General features: G+C 45.6%; 15 protein-coding genes. 8 read left to right on the plus strand and 7 right to left on the minus strand.

Annotation, left to right across the window (positions count from 1 at the left end):
* Positions 1 to 63: 63 nt before the first annotated feature.
* The gene (locus QT979_RS11350) at positions 64 to 1,086 is read right to left on the minus strand and encodes a cysteine peptidase family C39 domain-containing protein (RefSeq protein ID WP_333210916.1); all 1,023 of its coding nucleotides are present in this window, start codon (positions 1,084 to 1,086) and stop codon (positions 64 to 66) included.
* A 264-nt stretch (positions 1,087 to 1,350) separates the two neighbouring features.
* Between QT979_RS11350 and QT979_RS11355 the strand changes: the two genes are divergently transcribed.
* The 7 genes from QT979_RS11355 to QT979_RS11385 all read left to right on the plus strand — a co-directional run bounded on the left by QT979_RS11355 (position 1,351) and on the right by QT979_RS11385 (position 14,691).
* Positions 1,351 to 2,853 (plus strand): methyl-accepting chemotaxis protein, encoded by a 1,503-nt coding sequence (locus QT979_RS11355; protein ID WP_333309936.1) that lies wholly within the window; start codon positions 1,351 to 1,353, stop codon positions 2,851 to 2,853.
* 565 nt (positions 2,854 to 3,418) lie between these two features.
* Complete coding sequence (locus QT979_RS11360) at positions 3,419 to 4,876, plus strand: CHASE3 domain-containing protein (protein ID WP_333309938.1); 1,458 nt, start codon at positions 3,419 to 3,421, stop codon at positions 4,874 to 4,876.
* A gap of 678 nt (positions 4,877 to 5,554) precedes the next feature.
* The gene (locus QT979_RS11365) at positions 5,555 to 8,320 is read left to right on the plus strand and encodes an HAD-IC family P-type ATPase (RefSeq protein ID WP_333309941.1); all 2,766 of its coding nucleotides are present in this window, start codon (positions 5,555 to 5,557) and stop codon (positions 8,318 to 8,320) included.
* Between the two features lie 763 nt (positions 8,321 to 9,083).
* Positions 9,084 to 10,469 (plus strand): CmpA/NrtA family ABC transporter substrate-binding protein, encoded by a 1,386-nt coding sequence (locus QT979_RS11370; protein WP_333309944.1) that lies wholly within the window; start codon positions 9,084 to 9,086, stop codon positions 10,467 to 10,469.
* A gap of 79 nt (positions 10,470 to 10,548) precedes the next feature.
* Complete coding sequence (gene ntrB, locus QT979_RS11375; protein WP_333309946.1) at positions 10,549 to 11,391, plus strand: nitrate ABC transporter permease; 843 nt, start codon at positions 10,549 to 10,551, stop codon at positions 11,389 to 11,391.
* A gap of 267 nt (positions 11,392 to 11,658) precedes the next feature.
* A complete protein-coding gene (locus QT979_RS11380; protein ID WP_333207146.1) occupies positions 11,659 to 13,659 on the plus strand; it encodes a nitrate ABC transporter ATP-binding protein in 2,001 nt (666 codons plus the stop codon).
* 186 nt (positions 13,660 to 13,845) lie between these two features.
* Entirely contained in the window at positions 13,846 to 14,691 is an 846-nt protein-coding gene (locus tag QT979_RS11385; protein ID WP_333082180.1) for a nitrate ABC transporter ATP-binding protein, read from the plus strand.
* Positions 14,692 to 15,292: 601 nt separating this feature from the next.
* Here the strand turns inward: QT979_RS11385 and QT979_RS11390 are convergent.
* From QT979_RS11390 to QT979_RS11400, 3 genes are read right to left on the minus strand one after another with little or no spacing between them, the layout of a single operon-like run.
* The gene (locus QT979_RS11390) at positions 15,293 to 17,188 is read right to left on the minus strand and encodes a leucine-rich repeat domain-containing protein (RefSeq protein ID WP_333309950.1); all 1,896 of its coding nucleotides are present in this window, start codon (positions 17,186 to 17,188) and stop codon (positions 15,293 to 15,295) included.
* A 38-nt stretch (positions 17,189 to 17,226) separates the two neighbouring features.
* Complete coding sequence (locus QT979_RS11395; protein WP_333309952.1) at positions 17,227 to 18,363, minus strand: DUF6745 domain-containing protein; 1,137 nt, start codon at positions 18,361 to 18,363, stop codon at positions 17,227 to 17,229.
* A complete protein-coding gene (locus tag QT979_RS11400) occupies positions 18,350 to 18,643 on the minus strand; it encodes a hypothetical protein (RefSeq protein WP_190661966.1) in 294 nt (97 codons plus the stop codon). The genes QT979_RS11395 and QT979_RS11400 overlap by 14 nt, the downstream gene beginning before the upstream one ends.
* Before the next feature lie 230 nt (positions 18,644 to 18,873).
* On the opposite strand from QT979_RS11400, the gene QT979_RS29030 reads away from it, so the two are divergent.
* The gene (locus tag QT979_RS29030; protein ID WP_445304776.1) at positions 18,874 to 19,032 is read left to right on the plus strand and encodes a DUF6888 family protein; all 159 of its coding nucleotides are present in this window, start codon (positions 18,874 to 18,876) and stop codon (positions 19,030 to 19,032) included.
* Between the two features lie 328 nt (positions 19,033 to 19,360).
* Here QT979_RS29030 and QT979_RS11405 read toward each other — a convergent pair whose 3' ends face one another.
* The 3 genes from QT979_RS11405 to QT979_RS11415 form a co-directional block, all read right to left on the minus strand.
* Complete coding sequence (locus QT979_RS11405) at positions 19,361 to 19,585, minus strand: hypothetical protein (RefSeq protein ID WP_333210930.1); 225 nt, start codon at positions 19,583 to 19,585, stop codon at positions 19,361 to 19,363.
* An 18-nt stretch (positions 19,586 to 19,603) separates the two neighbouring features.
* Complete coding sequence (locus QT979_RS11410) at positions 19,604 to 21,316, minus strand: leucine-rich repeat domain-containing protein (RefSeq protein WP_333309955.1); 1,713 nt, start codon at positions 21,314 to 21,316, stop codon at positions 19,604 to 19,606.
* A gap of 215 nt (positions 21,317 to 21,531) precedes the next feature.
* Entirely contained in the window at positions 21,532 to 21,768 is a 237-nt protein-coding gene (locus QT979_RS11415; RefSeq protein WP_333210933.1) for a hypothetical protein, read from the minus strand.
* Between the last annotated feature and the right edge of the window lie 245 nt (positions 21,769 to 22,013).

Below are 22,013 nucleotides of genomic sequence, written 5' to 3' on the forward strand. Positions count from 1 at the left end.
AAACCGCATGATTCCTCTTCTCTGTCGGTCAATAGTTCCTCTGCAGTTGACGATTTTCAATAACTATTTCCCATCTAATCTGGGGACTTCTTGCAAAAAACTGCCGCTCAACATTAACTCAGTCATTCGGTCTAATTTGCCGCTGACCTTTAACTTTTTCTCTGTTTGAAAGCGCTCGATATCTGCTTGCAAATTACCAGAATTATATCCTAATTTACTCAAATAGTCAACAGCTTGTTTGTCACTTAACAAGATATCCGCCGAACGAAAAATCGGCACGTATTCTTCGCGCCAAATCTGGGTAAAAGTTGCCCTATCTAAATAGAAAATCCTGCCCCGCGCCGGGTCTCCAATGGCAGCTACACTGTCATTCATGCCCAGCAAAGCGACCGCGTGGGGTAGCTTCCGAGGGCCGTCAAATAGCCAAACTGCTAGCACTCCGGGGCGATTAATTTGCTGAATTTGCTCCCAAGTAGGCCTTAGTTCGATCGCATTTACGCCCAAAGCTCTTGCTGCTATAATTAACTGCGGCATGGAAGTTCCCAAGCGACTCGTCCGGGCAAAACGCGCTACACTCGATTCCGTCGCCTCGATTCCCCAACGCCTTAACACTGTTGCTAGGGCCGCGGGGGCGCAACTGCTGTTAGATGTTTGCCGAAATACACCGTTTGGCTGCAAATTATCTATTAAATCATCGTAAATTGGCGCCATGAAATAGTTTTCAGCGCCTGTAAATCCTCCCAATCCCAACAAGCAAATTAAAATTACTGCGATTACTTGGGGTCGCGCTGTCAACCAACTTATACTAAAGCCAATACCGCAGACTCCCATCAACATCACTCGTAGCAAAGTCCAAGTAACTTGCATCCCGTGAAAGCGCCACTCGATCGGCAAAACAGGCATTTGAGGCATATTTAGAGCCAGTAGCAGCAAGGCAATATAAAAAACCAAAAAAGCTAGGGCGATCGAATTTCGACCCTTAAACAAATCATTAGCCGTCACTCCCGATCGAACTAACACCCGCCCAAACCGCATTCCCCAAACAAACAGCACCGAACCCAGCACCAGCGTCACTACTATTTCCATGAACTCAAAATTTTGTTGCTTAACTAGGTTGTAACATTTATGCGATCGACTTGAACCCCAATCAATAGTAGGAGAGAGGAAGAGTGGGAGAGAGAATTTGACGATGTTTGGGTTTCGTTCTTCAATTTCCCGCTACAATCGAATAAACAAGATTTATCCAACCAAAATCGCAGCAGGTAGAACAACCGTTAATCCTAAAGGCTTGGCCTGCATCGCTTGCTCGACATTAAGTTTTGCCAGGTTTTTATTGATGAGTGTGAATCAATGGTTGACAATCAGATAATTCAGCTACCTAACCCCAAAGGAGAGATTGCTATGTTTGTCAACTTAAAGCTGAGAAACCAGATGTTACTCGGATATGCAGTTCCCATTGCTTTATTTGTAGGATTAGTAGCGCCAGTTTTCTCTAGCGCCAGTAAGATAGCCGAGTCATATAAACAAACAAAAAGCTCGCTTATTGCCATAGAAGGGACAGATTCTATGAGTTTTTACATGGCCAAGATGGTGGGAGATACTAGGGGCTATATTCTGATCAAGGATGGAGATTATTTAAATGCTTATCAGAAAAATTTACAAACATTTAAAGAAACAGCAGCATCTCTAGGCAAGACGATTGAAAATCCCAGACAAAAAGAGCGATTGCAAAAATTAATGGGCTTACAAAAACAATATGATGATTTTGCTGGACAAATGATTAATTTAGTCAAGCAAGGAAAGCAAAAAGAAGCGCTAGAAGTTTTTGCCACGAAAAAAGGGACATTAATCATCAATGAATTCAACGAATTAAATCGCTCTTTTAATGAAAAAGAGCATGAAATTTTGGACGCTGCAACTTCCAAGGCAGAAGAAAATATCAGATTTTTAGTCGCTGCCGTTTTGGTTGGTGCCGTCTTAGGCATCACGATCGCCTTACTTGCTGCCTTTTTAATCTCTTCAGGTATTGCTAAAACAATTAGTGACGCAGTGAATGCGATCGCCAGTTCTTCCACAGAGATTGCGGCCACAGTGGAAGAACAGGAACGCACAGCCGCACACCAATCGAGCTCTGTAAATCAAACTACAATCACAATGGATGAGTTGGGCGCGGCTTCCCAACAATCAGCCCAACAAGCCCAAGCTGGTGCGGAATCTGCACGGCAAGCTTTAAAGAGCACTGAAAAGGGAACCCTAGCCGTGGAGCAAACCCTGGAATCGATGATAATATTGAAAGAAAATGTCGGGGCAATCGCAGCACAAATTCTGCAATTGAGCGAACAGACCCATCAGATTGGCAATATCTCTACTGATGTCACAGATTTAGCCAATCAAACAAATATGCTGGCACTGAATGCCTCAGTAGAAGCAGTCCGGGCCGGCGAAAACGCCAAAGGTTTTACTGTCATAGCCACAGAAATCCGCAAACTAGCAGACCAAAGTAAGAAATCAGCCGAGAAAATTAACCGCCTAGTCGATGATATCAAGAATGCGATAAATTCCACCGTAACTGTGACAAAGGAAGGTACTAGAACAGTAGAATTAGGAACAAAAATTAGTCAAGAAACGGCAGCAGCTTTCTCGGAAATAGCAAATGCTGTTAACAATCTGGTATTGAACAATCAACAAATTTCTCTAACTGCTCAACAACAAGCAGTGGCTATTCAACAAGTAGTGGAGGCGATGAACAGCCTCAACCTATCGGCACAAGAAACTGCTAGTGGTATTACTCAAACCAAAGTAGGCACTCAACAATTGAACGATGCAGCCCAAAATCTCAATTCAATTGTCTAAGTTAGTGGGTAGATGCTGGTTTTCTGTGGATGTCAAGTAATAATATTTATGGGAGCATCTCAATGAAAGCAGCCAAGGTAGAAATGGGAGTTGGGAGTTGGGAGTTGGGAGCCAGGAGCCAGGAGGAAAGAGTCAGAAGGAAGGAGCCAGAAGAAGTGTTTTTACAAATATGAGATGCTCCCATATTTATTATATTCCCCATTAAACCCGCCCCTAGAGTCGCTAGTGAAAAACCCTACTAAGATCGACGGATATATGCGTAAAGAAATAGGCTAATAACGCAAGTTGCTAGTTATTCCCCCTCATCCCCCAGCCCGCAATTCTGCACCAGGGGATAAGGGCAGTAAGAGTAGGATTAAAGCTTCTCGCCCATCTATAAAATTTTTTCCTTTTCCCCTTGCTCTTTTAGGAGGGGCAGGCGGAGGTGGCAGAAGGCTTGGGAAGAGGGTGAATCAATGTATAGGACATAATTAGCAACTTATTTTAATAGGACTTACGCAAGGAATCATTTTTCACACTATCTATTTTGCCAAAGTAAATAACTAATCAAGGAGTAAAAAGGGCAATGTCGCAAAATATTATTCGGCTGAGTAAAGTAGTTCCGTTAGGCTTCGGCTCAATTTTTTTGTTAATGATTAGCATCGGATTGGCTACTAAATTGAGTATGGATAATTTAGCCGAAGCTATTGAGTTGCAAACGCACACCTATGTAGTCAAGACAAACTTGCAAGCTATAGAAAAAGGTTTATTGGATGCTGAAACAGGACAGCGGGGGTTTATCTTCGCTGGAAATGAGGAATTTTTAGAACCTTACAACAAGGGGAGAGTCGCCTTTTATAAAACAGTAAATGATACAAAAGAGTTAATAAAAGATAACCCGGAGCAAGTTAAAAGGTTGGAGCAAGTTGAAAATTTTGCTCAGCAAAAACTAGATGAATTAGCGGAAACTATATCCCTGAAAAGGGCTGGAAAAGAACCCGAATTAAGAGCCTTGGTGATTTCAGGTAAAGGCAAGATATTTATGGATGAAATTAGGGATAAGCTGGCAGAAATGCTTAAGGTAGAAGATACTCTACTGGTTCAACGAACAAAAATAGCAAAACAGTCGGAGCAATTAGCGACGATTGTTTCTATAGGGGGTACGGTTATTGCTGTAGTATTGGGTTCATTTATTGTCTTGTTTATTTCAAATAAAATTATCCGACCAATCAATCAGGTAGCAAATACGATCGCCAGTTCTTCCACAGAGATTGCTGCTACAGTTGAACAGCAGGAACGTACAGCAGCACAGCAATCGAGATCGGTAAATCAAACTACAACCACAATGGATGAGTTGGGCGCTGCTTCCCAACAATCAGCCCAGCAAGCCCACGCTGGTGCGGAATCTGCACGGCAAGCTTTAAAGATCGCTGAAAAGGGAACCCTAGCAGTGGAGCAAACACTGGAATCGATGACAATCTTGAAAAAAAATGTCGGGGCGATAGCGTCACAAATTCTGAACTTGAGCGAACAAACCCATCAGATTGGCAATATCTCTACGGATGTCACAGATTTAGCCAATCAAACAAATATGCTGGCACTGAATGCCTCAGTAGAAGCAGTCCGGGCCGGCGAAAACGCCAAAGGTTTTACTGTCATAGCCACAGAAATCCGCAAACTAGCAGATAAAAGTAAGAAATCAGCCGAGAAAATTAACCGCCTAGTCGATGATATCAAGAATGCGATAAATTCCACCGTAACGGTGACAAAGGAAGGTACTAAAACAGTAGAAGAAGGAACCAAAATCAGTCAAGAAACGGCAGCAGCTTTCTCGGAAGTGGCAAATGCTGTTAACAATGTGGTATTAAACAATCAACAAATTTCTCTAACTGCTCAACAACAAGCAGTGGCCATTCAACAAGTAGTCGATGCGATGAACAGCCTCAACCTAGCGGCAAAAGAAACCGCTAGTGGTATTACTCAAACCAAAGTAGGCACTCAACAATTGAACGATGCAGCCCAAAATCTCAATTCAATTGTCTAAATGGCGCTCAGTCTTTTGGGGATAGCAGACGAGCAATTGATAGCATTGAGTCATGAATTGAGCTCCCTGCCCTCCCAGCTTGTCAAACAGTCGGCATCCAAGTCAAAGTGTTCGCAGGCGATCGCATCGCCAAAGCCAGGGCTATCGAATTTCTGCCCTTAAACAAATCCTAAACAGTAACGGACGATCGAACTAACACCCGCCCGAAGCGCATTCCCCAGACAAACAGCACCGAACCCAGCACCAGCGTCACAAGTATTTCCATAAGTTCAGAATATGGTCGCTTAACTAGGTTGTAACACGCTCTGCGATCGTCCGTGGGGCAGCGGAGGAGGAGGAGAGTAGGGGAAGGGCAGCATTTTTCTTTTGCCTCCTGCCTTCTTCCCTCTTTCTTCAACCACACCTAAAATTTGCAAAATGTCAAGGGATTCGATCGACTTTTCCCCACCTTAGCCACCAAGTCCCAAACAAGATTTAGCCCCGAAAAAAATCCCCCAAATTTCTTGCCACAAACGGCCACATCGGTTGTAATATAGATGTAAGTCACCGCCCGTTAAAGTAATCAAAACAATTAAGCCGCTCAATATATTCACGCTCCAACGAGCGATGAATTGTATTGAGCGTGCCTATTAAAGAGCGGCAAAGCTCGTCAGACACCCCAAATATTCAGGAAGAATCATGCCATCAAGATCCGCCAACGATGTAGACGTAGCAGAGCAATATTGGCACTACCTAGAAATATCCAAGGTTGCAACTATCTTAGAAACCAACCTGGAAAGCGGTTTAGAACCGACAGAAGCCAACCATCGCCAACAGAAATTCGGGCCCAACGAACTCACGGTTAAAGCAGGGAAACCAGCCTGGTTAAAATTTATCTTGCAATTTAACCAACCCCTCCTGATCATCTTGCTGAGTGCAGGTTTAATCAAAGCAGTGATCGGAGAATGGCTAAACGCTAGCGTAATTTGGGGGGTAACAACCACCAACGCTACTATTAGTTTCATCCAAGAAGCTGGAGCTGAGAAAAAAATTGAAGCCCTAGCCCAAGCTGTCACCACCGAAGCCACAGTCATTCGGGGCGGCAAAAAATTAAGAATTCCCTCCAAAGAACTCGTAGTCGGTGACTTAGTAACCCTGACTTCCGGCGACAAAGTACCGGCAGACTTGCGCTTAGTGAAAGTCCGCGACTTGCAAATCGACGAATCGGGACTCACCGGGGAATCTGTTGCTGTCGAAAAAGAATTAGGACAGTCTGGAGACATAGTTCTGCCAAAAGAAACGCCACTAGCAGAACGGGATAACATGGCCTATGCCGGCAGTTTTGTCACTTTTGGCCAAGCTAGCGGCATCGTAATTGCGATCGCCAATAAAACCGAAACCGGCAAAATCTCCCAACTATTAGATCGCCACATCGACCTCACCACCCCCTTAACCCGCAAATTCAACCAATTTAGTCAAAACTGGCTGTTATTCGTGTTGGGAATGGCAACCTTGACCTTCGCCGTCAGATTGGGACGGCCAGTCCCTGCGGGAGTTTCAGCCTTTAAAGAAGCAGTCGAACCCGCTGTCGCCCTGATTGTCGGCGCCATTCCCGAAGGCTTACCCGCCGTCATTACCGTCACCCTAGCCGTAGGCGTTTCCCGGATGGCAAACCGCCACGCGATCGTCCGCAAATTGCCCGCAGTGGAAACCCTCGGCGGCGCTACAGTCATCTGTTCCGACAAAACCGGAACTTTGACGGAAAACCAAATGACGGTGCAAGAAATCTATTCTGGCGGCGAATCCTACTCGGTTACGGGTACGGGATACAGCCCCGAAGGTGAAATTCAACTCAACCAACTGCCAATTACTGTCAGCCAAACTCCTACTTTGCAAGAATGTTTGCAAGCTGGACTCCTTTGCAACGACTCTCACTTGGAATTCAAAGACGATAATTGGATTGTCGTCGGAGATCCGACAGAAGGAGCGTTAATTGCTGCGGGCAAAAAAGCTGATTTGAGCCAGCAAATTTTGTCCAAGTCAATGCAGCGGCTGGATTCAATTCCCTTTGAATCTCAGTTTCAATACATGGCGACGCTGCACCGAACTCCCAGTGGCAAAATTTTGTACGTCAAAGGTTCCGTAGAATCAATTCTCGGCCGCTGCGGTTCCAGTCTCGACACTCAAGGAAATCCGGTAGAAGCCGATCGGGAACAAATCCACCATCAAGTCGATGAAATGGCAAAGCAAGGCTTGCGCGTCTTGGCTTTAGCGAAAAAGCCAGTACCCGAAAGCCAAAATTCCGTCGATCACTCGGATTTGGAGTCAGGGCTGGTTTTCTTGGGACTGCAAGGCATGATTGACCCGCCGCGGGCAGAAGCGATCGCAGCCGTCCAAGCTTGTCAAACCGCCGGCATCCAAGTCAAAATGATTACCGGCGACCACATCGCTACAGCTAAGGCGATCGCCCGCCGCATGGGATTCCGCAAAACTAAACACCACAGAGAACTTGTAGCCTACACCGGCGCTCAACTCGCAGCAATGAGCAAGCAGGAACTCGGCGAAGCCGTAGAAGCCGGCTCAGTTTTTGCCCGCGTCGCCCCCGAACAAAAACTCCGCCTGGTAGAAGCTTTGCAGCAAAAAGGCGAAATTGTGGCGATGACGGGAGACGGCGTTAACGACGCGCCGGCGCTGAAACAAGCGGATATCGGTATTGCGATGGGCAGCGGTACTGAGGTTTCTAAGGAAGCCGCCGACATGATTCTTACCGATGATAACTTTGCGTCGATCGAATCTGCTGTCGAAGAAGGGCGCTCGGTTTACAAAAATCTGCTCAAAGCAATCAGCTTCATTCTCCCAGTCAACGGCGGAGAATCAATGACAATTTTGCTCAGCACCCTCCTAGGTCGAGAATTGCCGATTTTGTCGCTACAAATTCTCTGGCTGAATATGCTCAACTCGATCACCATGACAGTGCCTCTGGCTTTCGAGCCCAAGTCAGCGGGAGTCATGAAACAGCAGCCCCGACCGGTAAACGAACCTTTCCTGACTCAAAATCGGATCAAGCGGATCATCGCTATTTCTCTTTACAACTGGACTCTGATTTTCGGAATGTTTGAATGGGTACGCCAAGCTCCTTGGGGAACCTTGGAACTGGCCCGCACGATGGCGATTCAAGCTTTGGTAATGGGGAGAATTTTTTACCTGTTGAGTCTCAGCCAGTTGTTGCCTTCTTTGATTGCTAAATTTAGCGGTTCTAAGGAAGAAGTTAGTGGCGCCCCCGCCCTCGGTGTGGGAATTGTTCTGGCGATAATTTTGCAGATTATCTTTGCTAACTCTCCCTTTGTCAATCGCATATTTGAGACGGCTCCGATGAATCTGGATCAGTGGCTGATTTGCTTCGGTGTCGCTCTGCCAATGATCGGTGTTGCTCTCTCCGTCAACCGCTTTGATCCACCGAACTAATCGAACTTGTAGGTACTGCGACCGATTAGTAATTTCGGGTGCTTAGAAACCGGGTTTCTTGAAGAAACCCGGTTTCTCTGTTTTACAGAAATCGCAACTGAAAGCCCACGTCATATCATATCCGGTAAATTACTTACGATTAAGCGCCAATTTTAGTCCACCACTGAAAACCAGTTAACCCTTTGAAAATAGGCGAATCGTACAATGTTAATTTTTTCTGTATAAAAGACTACAATAGCTCTGAAGAAAAATAGACATATATTAACAAAGTAAATGTGCGGTAGCTGCGATGTTGGCAACTTATTGACAATAGAGTTGAAGGCTGCCCGATCGGCCTTCGTTACAACCTTTACCCAGCAAGTCTTAGTTTGAAGCAGTTTTGATAAGCCAACCAGCTCGCCCTTTCCAACGGTTCGTTATCGATAGCGTGATCCTAAAAGATTTACTTATCAATCAAATTTAATAATTGTTTTAGAATTTCTGCAATAGTACGGTAGAGTTAATTATCAAGCCAAGAAAATGTGCTGCTCGCTTTTTGGGAGATCGCACCGCTCGGCCGATCGTCGAGATATTGAGTTAATCAAAAGTGTAAAATCAGCAGGGATAGTTTAAAGACTTATGCTAGCTATAAATCTTTTGATCCCTCCTGCGAACCAGCGCCCAAAACAGTTCGCTAAATTCCATTAACGAACAGAAAAAAAGCGCATTGATAAACTTCAGTGATGTCGTTACAGAAGATTATGAATTGCAGCGAGGCTAGACTATGACAAAATTTTCAGAGCAATTTTCTCGGCGTAAATTTATCGTTACAGCAGGTGCATCTGCTGTCAGTTCAATACTGCTCAAAGGCTGTTTGGGAAATCCTCCAGAACCCGGTGCCACTGCTGGTGCTGACGGCGCGATACCCGCAGCTACCTCAGTAATGGCTGTTGCCAACGAGAAAAGAGTCGAAGGAATTGAAAGCACTAAAATCACATTGGGATACATCCCGATCGTCGAAGCAGCACCTTTAATCATTGCCCAAGAAAAAGGCTTTTTTGCCAAATACGGCATGACTGAGGTAACAGTTGCTAAGCAAGCCAACTGGGGTTCTGCCAGAGATAACCTAGAAATTGGATCGGCAGGCGGCGGCATTGACGGTGGCCAGTGGCAAATGCCGATGCCTTATCAAATTAGTAAAGGGTTGATTACCAAAAACAGCGTCCAAATCCCCATGTATGTTCTAGCCCAGTTGAACACTCAAGGAAATGGAATTGCGATCGCAGCCAAACACCGAGGCAAAGGCATCGGGCTTAAACTAGACCAAGCGGCCCAAGACTACATGAAAGGCCTCAAAAAAGCAGGCACGCCCTTCAAAGCAGCCTACACCTTTCCCAAAGCCAATCAAGACTTTTGGATTCGCTACTGGCTAGCAGCTAACGGCATCGATCCCGACACAGAAGCCGAGTTGCTAACAGTACCGTCAGCGCAAACCGTAGCCAACATGAAAACCGGCAGCATGGACGGTTTCAGTACCGGCGACCCCTGGCCCCTGCGGATCGTCACAGAGGACATCGGCTTCATGTCCGCCCTGACTGGCCAAATCTGGAAAGATCACCCAGAGGAATATCTCGCTATTCGTGGCGACTGGGTAGACAAACACCCCAAGGCCACAGAAGCCCTGCTAGCAGGACTGATCGAAGCGCAGCAGTGGTGCGACAAACCAGAAAATCGCCCAGAATTAGTAGCCATTACTTCTGGCAGAAACTACTTTGACGTAGCTCCGGCAGTTTTGACACCTCCCTACCAAGGCAAGTACCTCATGGGTGACGGCCAACCAGCGATCGACGATTTCAAGATGAGTCCGCTGTACTGGAAAGACGACCTCGGCAACGTTTCTTATCCCTACAAGAGTCACGATTTGTGGTTCTTAACCGAAAGCGTGCGCTGGGGTTTCTTGCCAACTAACACCTTGGCCGATTCTAAGACAATCATCGATAAAGTCAACCGAGAAGATTTGTGGAAAGCCGCAGCCAAATTAGCCGGAGTTGCTGATGCTGACATTCCGAAAAGTACGTCTCGGGGTGTTGAGAAGTTCTTTGACGGCACAGAATTCAACCCGGAAAATCCAGAAGCTTATCTCAAGAGTTTGGCAATTAAAAAAGTGTGATGGGGTCTTAGCTTCCCATAATTTACTCTCAAAGTTTAGTCTCGAAAATACACAGCACCAGACATAGGAGATTAGCAGCATGGCTGTAAGTACAAGTCGGAGAGGCGGCAATGCACAAGGAGCATTTGGCGAATTTTGGAAGAAGAATTCCCCAAATATCTTGCCGCCAATTTTAGGAGTTTTGGGCTTTCTGTTGGTTTGGCAATTCTTGTCAAGTACGGGACTGATCAAACTGCCGGGGCCGATCAGCATTTGGACGGACGAACGGACGCGGATTTTGTTGCTGTATCCTTTCATGAACTCCAAAACCTACGGAATTGGATTATTTTGGCAGACTTTGGCGAGTTTGGAACGGGTGGCAAAAGGCTACACTCTCGCGGCCATTGTGGGAATTGGTACGGGTGTTTTGGTAGGTACAAATCCTTTTCTAAACCGCGCTTTAGATCCGCTTTTTCAGTTTTTGCGGATGGTGGCGCCTTTGGCTTGGGTGCCCATTGCCCTGGCTGCACTGCAACAAAACGAACCTGCTGCTTTGTTCGTGATTTTTATCACTTCAGTTTGGCCGATTTTAATCAACACGGCTGAAGGTGTTCGCCAAATTCCCGACGATTACAACAACGTGGCGAAAGTGCTGCAACTTTCTCGTCAGGAATATTACATGAATATTTTGTTTCCGTCGGCGCTTCCTTATATCTTCACAGGATTGAGAATTGCGATCGGTTTGGCTTGGCTGGCGATTATTGCTGCGGAAATCGTGATGTCTGGGATTACGGGTATCGGCTTCTTTATTTGGAATGCTTACCAGCAAAACTACATCAGCGAAATTCTGTTAGCGGTGTTCTACATTGGGGCTGTTGGTTTATTGCTCGATCGCATGATGGCTTGGTTGCAGCAAAAGATTGCTCCTTCTCAAGGAAAGTAGCTAATTAGATATGTTGACTGTTCACAGTTGACTGTTGACGGTTGACTGTTGACGGTTCACGGTTACAGCAATTACGAACTCCCTGGCTGAGAAACCTTTTTTTTTAACTGTTGTTAATGGATTAAAAAAAGTTTTTTGGTTGCTTTAAGAAACAGGTTGCTGTCTCCAGTCATATATTAACTATTAGCTGTTATATATCAACAGCGAACAGTCAACAGTCAACAGTCAAGAGTCAAATAACAAACTTACAAAAAAGGCAAGAAAATCATGTCTGTTTTGATTGCAGTAGAACAAGTCGGAAAAGTATTTAATTTAACAGACGGCGGCACATACATAGCCCTCAAAGGCATCGACTTAGAAATTAAAAAAGGAGAATTTATCTCCTTAATCGGACACTCCGGCTGCGGTAAATCTACGCTACTAAATATGGTGGCAGGTTTGGATCTACCCACAGAAGGATTGGTGACGATCGACGGACAAAGAATCACCCAGCCAGGCCCCGATCGCATGGTAGTATTCCAAAACTATTCGCTGCTACCTTGGCGGACGGTCAGAGAAAATATTACCCTAGCCGTAGACTCGGTAATGAGCGGCTTACCCAAAGCCGAACGCCTCGAAATCATTCAAAAACACATCGATATGGTGGGCTTGACGCCCCACGCCGAGAAGCAACCCGCACTGCTATCAGGCGGACAAAAACAGCGGGTGGCGATCGCCCGTGCTCTGGCCCTGCGCCCCAAACTGTTACTCTTAGACGAACCCTTCGGCGCTTTGGATGCTTTGACTCGCGGCAACTTGCAAGAAAAGTTGATGGAAATTTGCCAAGAGTACGAAATTAGTGCTCTGATGGTGACTCACGACGTGGATGAGGCGGTGTTGCTGAGCGATCGCATCGTCATGCTCACCAACGGCCCAGAATCGAAGATTGGCGGCATTCTCGAAGTAGACATCCCCCGCCCCCGCAAACGGATGGAAGTAGTCTCACACCCCAGCTACTACGCTCTACGTAGCGAAATGATTTACTTCCTCAACCAGCAGAAGCGCGTCAAAAAACTGCGGGCGCGGAAAGTACCCGCGATCGCCCGCCACGGCCTAGAAAAAGTCAACCTCGAACTCGGCTTTATTCCTCTGGCAGCCTGTGCTCCCCTCGCTGTCGCTAAAGAAAAAGGCTTTTTTGCCAAGCACGGTCTCGATGAAGTCCACCTCGTGCGGGAAACAAGCTGGCGCGGCATCGTAGACGGCATCGCGGCAGGTTACTTAGACGCAGCCCAAATGCCCTCTGGGATGGCGATGTGGTTGAGCTTGGGGGGCCACCAAGAGCAGCCGATTCCGACGGTTACAGCCCTCACCATGAGCCGCAATGGTAACGGAATTACCCTCGCGAGGCGCTTTTACGACCAAGGGATCTACACTCTGGCAGACTTTAAAAAAATGCTCCAGAGAACGCCCGCGCAAACCCACCGTATGGGCATCGTTCACCCTTCTTCGATGCACAACCTGTTGCTGCGTTACTGGCTGGCTTCCGGTGGCATTGACCCGGATCGCGATGTGTTGCTGAAAAATATCCCACCAGCTCAAATGATCGTTGACTTGCAGGGCGGCACTATTGACGGTTTCTGCGTCGGCGAACCTTGGAACTTGCGGGCATCCATGGAAGGAGTTGGCTTTACAGTGGCTACAGATTTGGAACTGTGGCCCGGACACCCCGGCAAAATTCTCGGAGTTCGGGAAGACTGGGCAAATGCTTATCCCAACACTCACATTGCTCTAGTCAAAGCTTTGCTGGAAGCTTGTCACTACTGCGCCGATCCAAATCACGCCGCCGAGGTTTCGGAAATTGTCGCGGGAAGGGAGTACGTCGCTACTGATAAGAGTTACATCCAACTAGGCGACCCGAGATCTGTTGCTTGCAACCTCGATACTCCGATGCGGGAATACGCCCACCACTTGTTTTCTGGAGATGGGGTGAATCGCCCAAGCCGCACCGAACAACTCTGGCACATGGTGCAGATGGCGCGCTGGGGCGATACTGTGTTCCCGCGCAACTGGGTGGAAATTCTGGAGCGGGTGGTGCGAGTCGGTGCGTTCAGCACGGCTGCGCGAGAGCTGGGGATGGCTGATATTACTTATACTCGCGGTTCTCTCAGCTTGTTTGACGGCTCGGTGTTTAATGCTGACGATCCGATCGGCTATCTCAACAATCTGGCGATTAAACGCGATTTCACGATGGCGGAAGTTGTACTCGATTCCGGCCGCCGAGCTGCTTAGAGCGGTTTTTAGTTAGATAAAAACAGGGTAATTGCTAATTGTTAGTTGTTAGTTTTTAAGTGCTAATTGCTAGTGAGCAATTCCCTCTTCATGACCTCCGTTATATCCGTTACATCCGTTACATCCGTTACATAATCCGTTGCCGAACTTTCCTCGCAAATCACCCAATCACAATTTCCTAAACCCATGCTCAACACCACTAAAAACCAGACGAACACCAAAACTCAAATCCAGCCGGGAAAAGGCCGCCGCCAACCTTTTTTGGTGATGGACAATGTTTATAAAGTATACCCAAACGGTTACAGGGCTTTAGAAAACGTCAATCTGAATGTAGCTGAGGGAGAGTTTATTACTCTGATTGGACACTCGGGCTGTGGCAAATCAACACTGTTAAATATGGTGTCGGGTTTTAGCCATCCCAGCCAGGGCACCGTGTCGATTAACGGAGAGCGGATTACGAAGCCGGGCCCCGATCGCATGGTGGTGTTCCAGGGTTATGCTTTACTACCTTGGCGCACGGTGTTTGAAAATGTTTATCTGGCGGTTAATGCTGTATTTCCTGAGAAGTCGAAGGTGGAAAAAAATGCGATCGTCAAAGAGCATTTGGCGATGGTGGGATTGACAGAAGCTGCTGAGAAAAGACCGCCACAAATTTCGGGGGGGATGAAGCAGCGGGTTTCGATTGCCCGCGCTTTGGCAATTCGCCCAAAAGTGCTAATTTTAGACGAACCTTTTGGTGCTCTGGACGCAATTACTAAGGAGGAATTGCAAGAAGAGTTGCTGAAAATCTGGAACGATCACCGCTGTACGGTGTTGATGATTACTCACGATATTGATGAAGCGCTGTTTTTGGCCGATCGACTGGTGATGATGACTAACGGCCCGTCGGCGACAATTGGCGAAGTTTTGGAGATTCCTTTTCCGCGTCCGCGCGATCGGGTTCAAATGATGGAAGATCCGGAATACTACAATTTGCGGAACTACGCCCTAGATTTCCTGTTCCGTCGTTTTGCACACGATCACGATGCCTAATCGGTTGGCAAATCAAAGTTAAAGAGGAGAATTAGGAGACTTCTCGAAAAATTTGAATTCTTTTGCGGAGTAGGGGTTAGGCATCCTGCCGCCCCAAGACGAGCTTTTTTTGCAGAAGTCTATTGAAAAGTTTAAGCCCCAGTGTTCCCCGATGTCCGGGGCACATCGCTGCGGGCGCAATTTTCCCGATCCGGTTGGGTAAACTGAAGCTTAATGGTGGACGAGAAGTTTTTTCGGACGTTCGGATCTTTTTCCGATATTTTACGTCTACCAGCGAAGAGACCCGATTGCCTAGCTGTCGGTAAGCTGGCATGAACTGAGCCCACCTTCGATTCGAGGGTGGGCTTCTTCTTCATGTTATTAAAAGTTTTTGGGCGATCGGTGGTTGGTGCATTCCACCCTGGGAACTGGCACACTGCAGGAACGTTTATGGGTGTTTCATGGGTTAAGGCTGTTGTCAATAGAAAGGTTTTCAGTTGAGTGAACTACAGATGCTCGGCTAGGGAAACGGCTGAGCCTAAGTCCGGCGCGGTGTTCTGTGACTTTTAACAATTGGTATAAGAGTGATGATTGTAGCAAGACTTTTTTGAATTTGTATTACTCAGGTTTGTACGGAAAACTCCTCTGGGTCAATATCCCAATTTACCCAGCGAATTGCTTCTTGAGCCGAGCGCATATCAGGTGGCACTCGCAAAGCGTGAATGAATCCCGTGCTCGGACAGGTCATTTTTAATAAATAAATATCTTCTTTTTTCGGAGCATCTCGATCCCCCTCGAAATCATCAGAATCGAAGCCGTCAATATCAGTATTAATTCTGAGCAGCGTGTATTCTTGCCAGCAATCTAACTCTGTTGCTTCCAGTTCTTCGCAAATTCTAGCATAACCAATTCCCTGAATTAATACTCGTCTTAATTCAGCATTGTCTTCTTCTAAAAACCATTGCGATCGCCAGTTGGCGGGGTGAATTTTCCCGTATTTTTCAGGTAATGTTACGCCGTGATAGGAATAGAGTTTGTAACCATCGGGGAATTCCAGTGCGCTTTCGGCATCTGCATGAAGGCGGTACTTGCTGTCAAGCCGAAACTGGCAAGGGCGCGAACACACATAACAGACATTCTCAAACGCAAAAATCCAGCCGCATTCTGCTAAAAGCTGCTTGACTGCTTCAAAAAATTTCTGTGCCTCTGGTTTGAGAACAATGCCCAAGCCAGAAACATAGAAATCTAGAAGAGTTAGAGCCTGAACTAAGTCTTGCGTAGTAACTTTAGAGCTTGAGTATTTCCAATAGTCATAAAATTCTTTATACAATTGTTGTTCTAGCTGTCCCCATCTATTGGTAAAAATATTGAACCTCGAAACTTCACTCAACAATTCATTTATTAAGGAAAAGGGGCACACCGCATCTTTTACCTGTTTGTCAAGTCGCTCGTTAAACTCAGTTTTATTTGACGTTTGCAGCATTTGTATTTGTGCTAGCGCTTCGTTAGGGCTACTGCAAAAAGTTATTTCTGGAGCTTCTAAACCGAGGAGATCGTAGGCAGCTTTAACGGCGGCTGTGGCTTTGGGAGCATCGATGGGTTTGGTAGAGTTGGCGAGAGATTCCCACGAATGACGACACTCTTCAATGAGAGCCTTCTGTTCTGGTGTAAAGTTTACCCATAGCACAGTCAAATTAGTCAGAGATTGCAGGGGCGTGATATCTGATATTTGATTGTGCCTCAGATCCAGAGAAGTCAAATTAGTCAGAGATTGCAGTGCTGTGATGTCTGATATTTGAGTATCGAACAGAGTCAGATGAGTCAAATTAGTCAGAGATTGCAGTGCTGTGATGTCTGATATTTGATTGTCGAACAGAGTCAGATGAGTCAAATTAGTTAGAGATTGCAGTGCTGTGATGTCTGATATGTGATTGTTGTAGTACAAATTCAGCTCTGTCAAATTAGTCAGAAATTGCAAGGGTGTAATCTCTAATATTTGATTGTTGAATAACAAAGTCAGCTCTGTCAAATTAGTCAGAGATTGCAGAGGTGTGATGTCTGATATTCGTTCGCAGCCCACAGTCAACTCTGTCAAATTAGTCAGAGATTGCAGAGGTGTGATGTCTGATATTCGATCGCAGCCCACAGTCAGCTCTGTCAAATTAGTCAGAGATTGCAGAGGTGTGATGTCTGATATTTGATTGTCGTGCAGAGTCAGATGAGTCAAATTAGTCAGAGATTGCAGAGGTGTGATGTCTGTTCGATCGCAGTACAGATTCAGAGAAGTCAAATTAGTCAGAGATTGCAGGGGTGTGATGTCTGATATTTGATTGTGGCTCAGATCCAGCTCATTGCTACTTGACAGTATCTGGTTCGCTTCATAAATGTCAGAAGTGCCAGCTTTTTTTAACAGCATCTCAACTGTATGCCTTGCCTCTCTTGTCAGACGATTTTTGTGCTTGCACCAGTCCGCAAAGCTACTGAGATTAATTGGTTGGTTTGCTTGTTGTTCTGGCATAGTCAATTTTGATTCAAGTTTGGTAAAATGTCAGTTTTTCATGTTTGTACGCTAAACTCCTCTGGATCGATTTCCCAATTTACCCAGCGAATTGCCTCTTGAGCTGATTCTAGATCAGGCGACACTCGCAAAGCGTGAATAAATCCCGTGCTCGGACAAGTCATTTTTAACAAATAAACAGGCTTTGGATTACCCGCGTTATCAAAATCATCGTCAAACTCGATGCTTAAGAGAGTGTATTCCTGCCAACTATCTAATTCTTTCACCGCTAATTCTTGACAAATGCGATCGTAAGTAATTCCCTGAATTAACGCGCGCCGAACTTCTACATTCTGTTCCTTCAACACCCACTTAGACTGCCACTGGTGCGGGTGCAGCCTACCGTACCATTCGGGCAAAATCACGCCGTGATAGGCGTAAATCGAAACACCGTCGGCAAATTGTACCGCTGGTGTTCCTTCGGCGTGCAAGCGGTAGTTGCTATCTGCAGAAAGTGCGATCGGCTTGGAGCAGACAATGCAAACTTTGTCATAGGGATAAATCCAGCCGCAATCCCGGACAATCGATTGAAAAACAATCCAATTTTTGGCGTAGGAATGATGTAAATTTAGAACGGAAATGCAGAAATCCAACAAACTCCCATAAGCAGCCCACAACTCTGGTTGAATGCAATTACTGAGGTGTTTTCCTAATGTTGGCCGGATTTCTCCACTCCGCTCATCGATCACCTGTTGCAGTGGCAATTGGCTTGATATTTCGCCAGCTAAATAATTTCGCTCCGGCTCCCACAATTGCGTTTTCAGTTGAGTATAAAGTCGTTGTTCCAGTTGAGTTGGCAGTTGGTTTTGCAGTTCGGTTTCTAGTTGGCTTCCCAAATAACCCCGCAGTTGTTTTTCTAGCGGGCTGCGAAGTTTTGTCTCGAATTGGCTCCGCAGTTGGCTCCTGCGATTGTTAAATCGACTGACGATTAGATCCGCAGCTTCGTAGGGGCGATCGACAAAAATGATTTCCGGTGCTTTGAGGCCGATCGCACTGTAAGCCGATTTAACTGTTTCCGCAGCTTGCGATCGATTTATCGGGCCAGTGGAAAGCGATCTCGCTCTCCACTTTTCCCGATAAACTGGAATCAAAGCTGCTTGTTCTGGCGTCAGTTTTTTAACCTTAGTCTGTGACATACCTCCAACCTTGCGGCTCATATTCCCGCTGAATTCGCACCATCCAATTACCTTCGGGAATTGCGATCGCATGGTGTTCTTCGTGACTCAATAAAGCTGTCGGTGAAAGCACCCGCAAGTACAGAGTGCCGTCTTTTTCGTAAAGTTCAGCTTGCCCCTCAATAATCTGGTGAGAATGTCCGGTGACTTCACCTTCGGCGAGAGTGAGGTGAGGTTTTTTTTCCCCTTCGATTTTCGGTACGGGGGTGAGAATCACGTCGCCTTGTCGGATGGGTTGCATAGGTTTTTTCTAAATTTTGTTTACTGGTGTCGATTGATCGAGCTTTTCTATCGTAACTCAATACTACATTGGTAATACACGGGAGTCAAGATCCACAAACCACATTCCATAACTCTTTGCTGCAGTGACAGGCGTTATCTTGGATCGTGAAAGCCGCCTGGGTGAGGGCGGGTTTATAGATATTGTCGATGTGAATGAAAGATTGTTCGTGAAACCCGCCACTACAAATATTGTGGTTAATTTATGGAATCACTTATTACTTGACATATTTGGCATTGCAACCTATTAACCTCGTCTGTGTTGACGACAGAAGCAAAAAGTTGTTCGTATTGGCTGGATATGACGAGGAAATTGAGATTGAAATTGCTCCAAATGGGGAGGTAGTTTAATGAGCCAAGTAGATTATACTGCAATGTCAGATGGAGAATTGAAGCGTTAGTTTCTTAAAAATTGCGGGAATAAAGCTGCACTACAAGCCTACTTAGACAGGCAGAAAAAGCGCTATAATTCAATCATAAAAAAAGTGGAAATTCGGTCGATACTAAGATTGAGGCAGCCATTCGCCAGCAAATGCAAGAATATAAAGGTTAGTCTTCAGTCCGCGCACTTGGACGAAAGTTGGTGTAGGATAGGTTTCAACTACCGACTCTTATCAACTAGGTTTCTAACTTGCCCTAAATTTCAAGTTGGAACCCAAAAATCCTCATAATCGATATCCTAATTCACCCAGCGAATCGCTCCCCTTGCAGATTGCATCTCAGGCGGAGCCAGCAAAGCATGAATGAATCCGGTACTCTGGCAAGTCATTTTTAACAAGTAGATTGCCTCTTTTTCAGGAACATCATCATCAGGATCGAAATTAGCAGGATCGAAGCCATCAATATCAGCATCAATTCTTAGCAGGGTGTATTCTTGCCAGCAATCTAATTCTGTGGCTTGCAATTCTTGGCAAATTCTGGCTTAACCAATTCCCTGAATTAACACTCGCCTTAATTCGGCATTTTCTTCTTCTAAAATCCAGGTAGATTCCCACTGATCGGGGTGGATTTGTCCGTATTTTTCGGGCAAGGTGACGCCGTGGTAGGAGTAGAGTTTGTAGCCGTCGCTAAATTCGATCGCGCTTTCTCCTTCTGCGTGTGGCCGATGTTCGCTGTCGAGAGAGAGTTTTAAAGGACGATCGCACACATAGCAAACCTTGTCAAACGCAAAAATCCAGCCACATTCAACTAAAAGCTGCTTCAAGCATTCAAAAGCTTTTTGTGCATCTGGGTTGAGAACAATTCTAAGTACAGAGACACAAAAGTCAGCCACACAGATTTTATCCCACAGGGATGCCCGATTAACGATCGACGTTGAGTTGTCTCTACAATAGTCCCAAAAATCCCGTTGCAATTCTTGTGTGACCTGCCGCTCCCATTCTATTAATTGTGGCAAATACGAACTACTATATCTTATTAAGTTAAAAGGCTTATAGGCTGATTCTAGCTGTTCGTAAATAAGCTGAAAAAAAGCTGTTTTTGGCTGTGGTTGCTCACTTGTTAGTGCGAAATAATACACGCACAAAAAAAATATATACCTAAACGGCAGACAGGCTGGTTCTAGCTGTTTGTAAATACGCTGAAAAAAATCATTTTTCTTAGTGGGAGATTTCAATTTTTTTAACTGTGTGATGGCCGAGTGGGGACTCGAACAAAAAATAATTTTCGGGCAAGTCTTGCCGAGAGCTGTGTAGGCAAATTCGATCGCGGCTGCGGCACGAGTGCGATCGACTCGCTCTGTGGAATTGGCAATAGCTTTCCACAGATATTGGAGTGGTGTTAAGTCTGATAAAAGATTGTTAGGCAGAGACAGCTTTTTCAAATCGATCAGAGAGTGCAGGGGGGTGAGGTCTGATATTTGATTGTTGTCCAGATTCAGCTCTATCAAATTGGTCAGAGATTGTAGGAGTGTGAGGTCTGATATTTGATTGTGGGACAGATTCAGATTATTCAAACTGGTTAGAGATTGCAGGGGTTTGAGGTCTGATATTTGATTGTTTACCAGATTCAGATATGTCAAATTTGTGACCAGAGACTTCAGCGGTGTTAAGTTTGATATTTGATTGTTGTCCAGATTCAGATATGTCAAAATCGTCAGAGATTTCAGTGGCGTTAGGTCTGATATTTGATTGTTAGACAGATTCAGATTAATCAAACAAGTCAGAGATTTCAGGGGTGTTAGGTCTGATATTTGATTGTGGGACAGATTCAGATTAGTCAAACAGGTCAGAGATTTCAGGGGTGTTAGATTTACTATTTGATTGTGGAACAAGTTCAGATATTTCAAACTGGTTAGAGAGTGCAGGGGTGTCAGGTCTGATATTTGATTTTTTTCCAGATTCAGCTCTATCAAATTGGTCAGAGATTGCAGGGGTGTTAGGTCTGATATTTGATTGTTGCCCAGATTCAGATTAGTCAAATTGGTCAGAGATTGCAAGGGTGTTAGGTCTGATATTTGATTTTTTTCCAGATTCAGATCGGTCAAATTTGACAGTATTTCTTCTAATTTATAAAAGCCAGACTTTCGTGCTGTTAACAACAGCACCTTAACTGTATGCTTCGCTTCTTGTGAAAGGCTGCCAAAGTGCAAGCGCCAGTCAGAAGTGGTCGTAGGGTTTGGTTGTTGAGAGGACATAGGGCAATAACCTCCTAGAAAAGTTGCTAAAATCTGATGTCGGTATCTACTTTAAATAACATATCTCTGGCGTTTCGGGGATTATGCCAGCGATCGCACGCACTTATTAACCACCCGATCGCGATCGCCAGTATTGCAATTTGTAACTCGGACTGCGGGCGATGTCGCACTCACAAAACACTTTTCATCTAATCTCCCGAACTGCCTCGCCTCCATTATTTAACCGCTTCCACCCTTGAAGCAATCAGCAGACAGCGAGACAATAAATTAATATCTAAATCAGGCAATATTTCGCTTTGGTCAATTTTTTCATATCCGTGCGATCGCAAATGATACAGGCTAAATACTCCCTCCTGCCAAAACCAAACTTCGGGGAATGCCAAGGCTTGGTAACGATGCAACTTGCTTTCGTTGCTGCTAGTAAATACAACTTCGATCGAGAGGTCTGCCATGCCTCCCGATTCTGTGCCAATTAAGTAACATTAGTCTGCTTGTGCGGAGGCTTTTCCTTCTTTTTCCTGGGTAGAACTTCGTGTGAGTAGAACTTCCTGTGGGAGTAAAAGCGATTTCTTTTTCTACAAAATACGTACCCAGCAACAGGGCGATGACACCGCTGAAGACTTCATGTTCTTGCGAAACTGCCAAGATTCATACCTCACATTTGAAATAAAAAAGTCGGAGGTCGGGGGAGTCAGAA

Origin of the sequence: Microcoleus sp. w2-18bC1, from assembly GCF_036700365.1 — a bacterium.
GTDB lineage: Bacteria > Cyanobacteriota > Cyanobacteriia > Cyanobacteriales > Microcoleaceae > Microcoleus.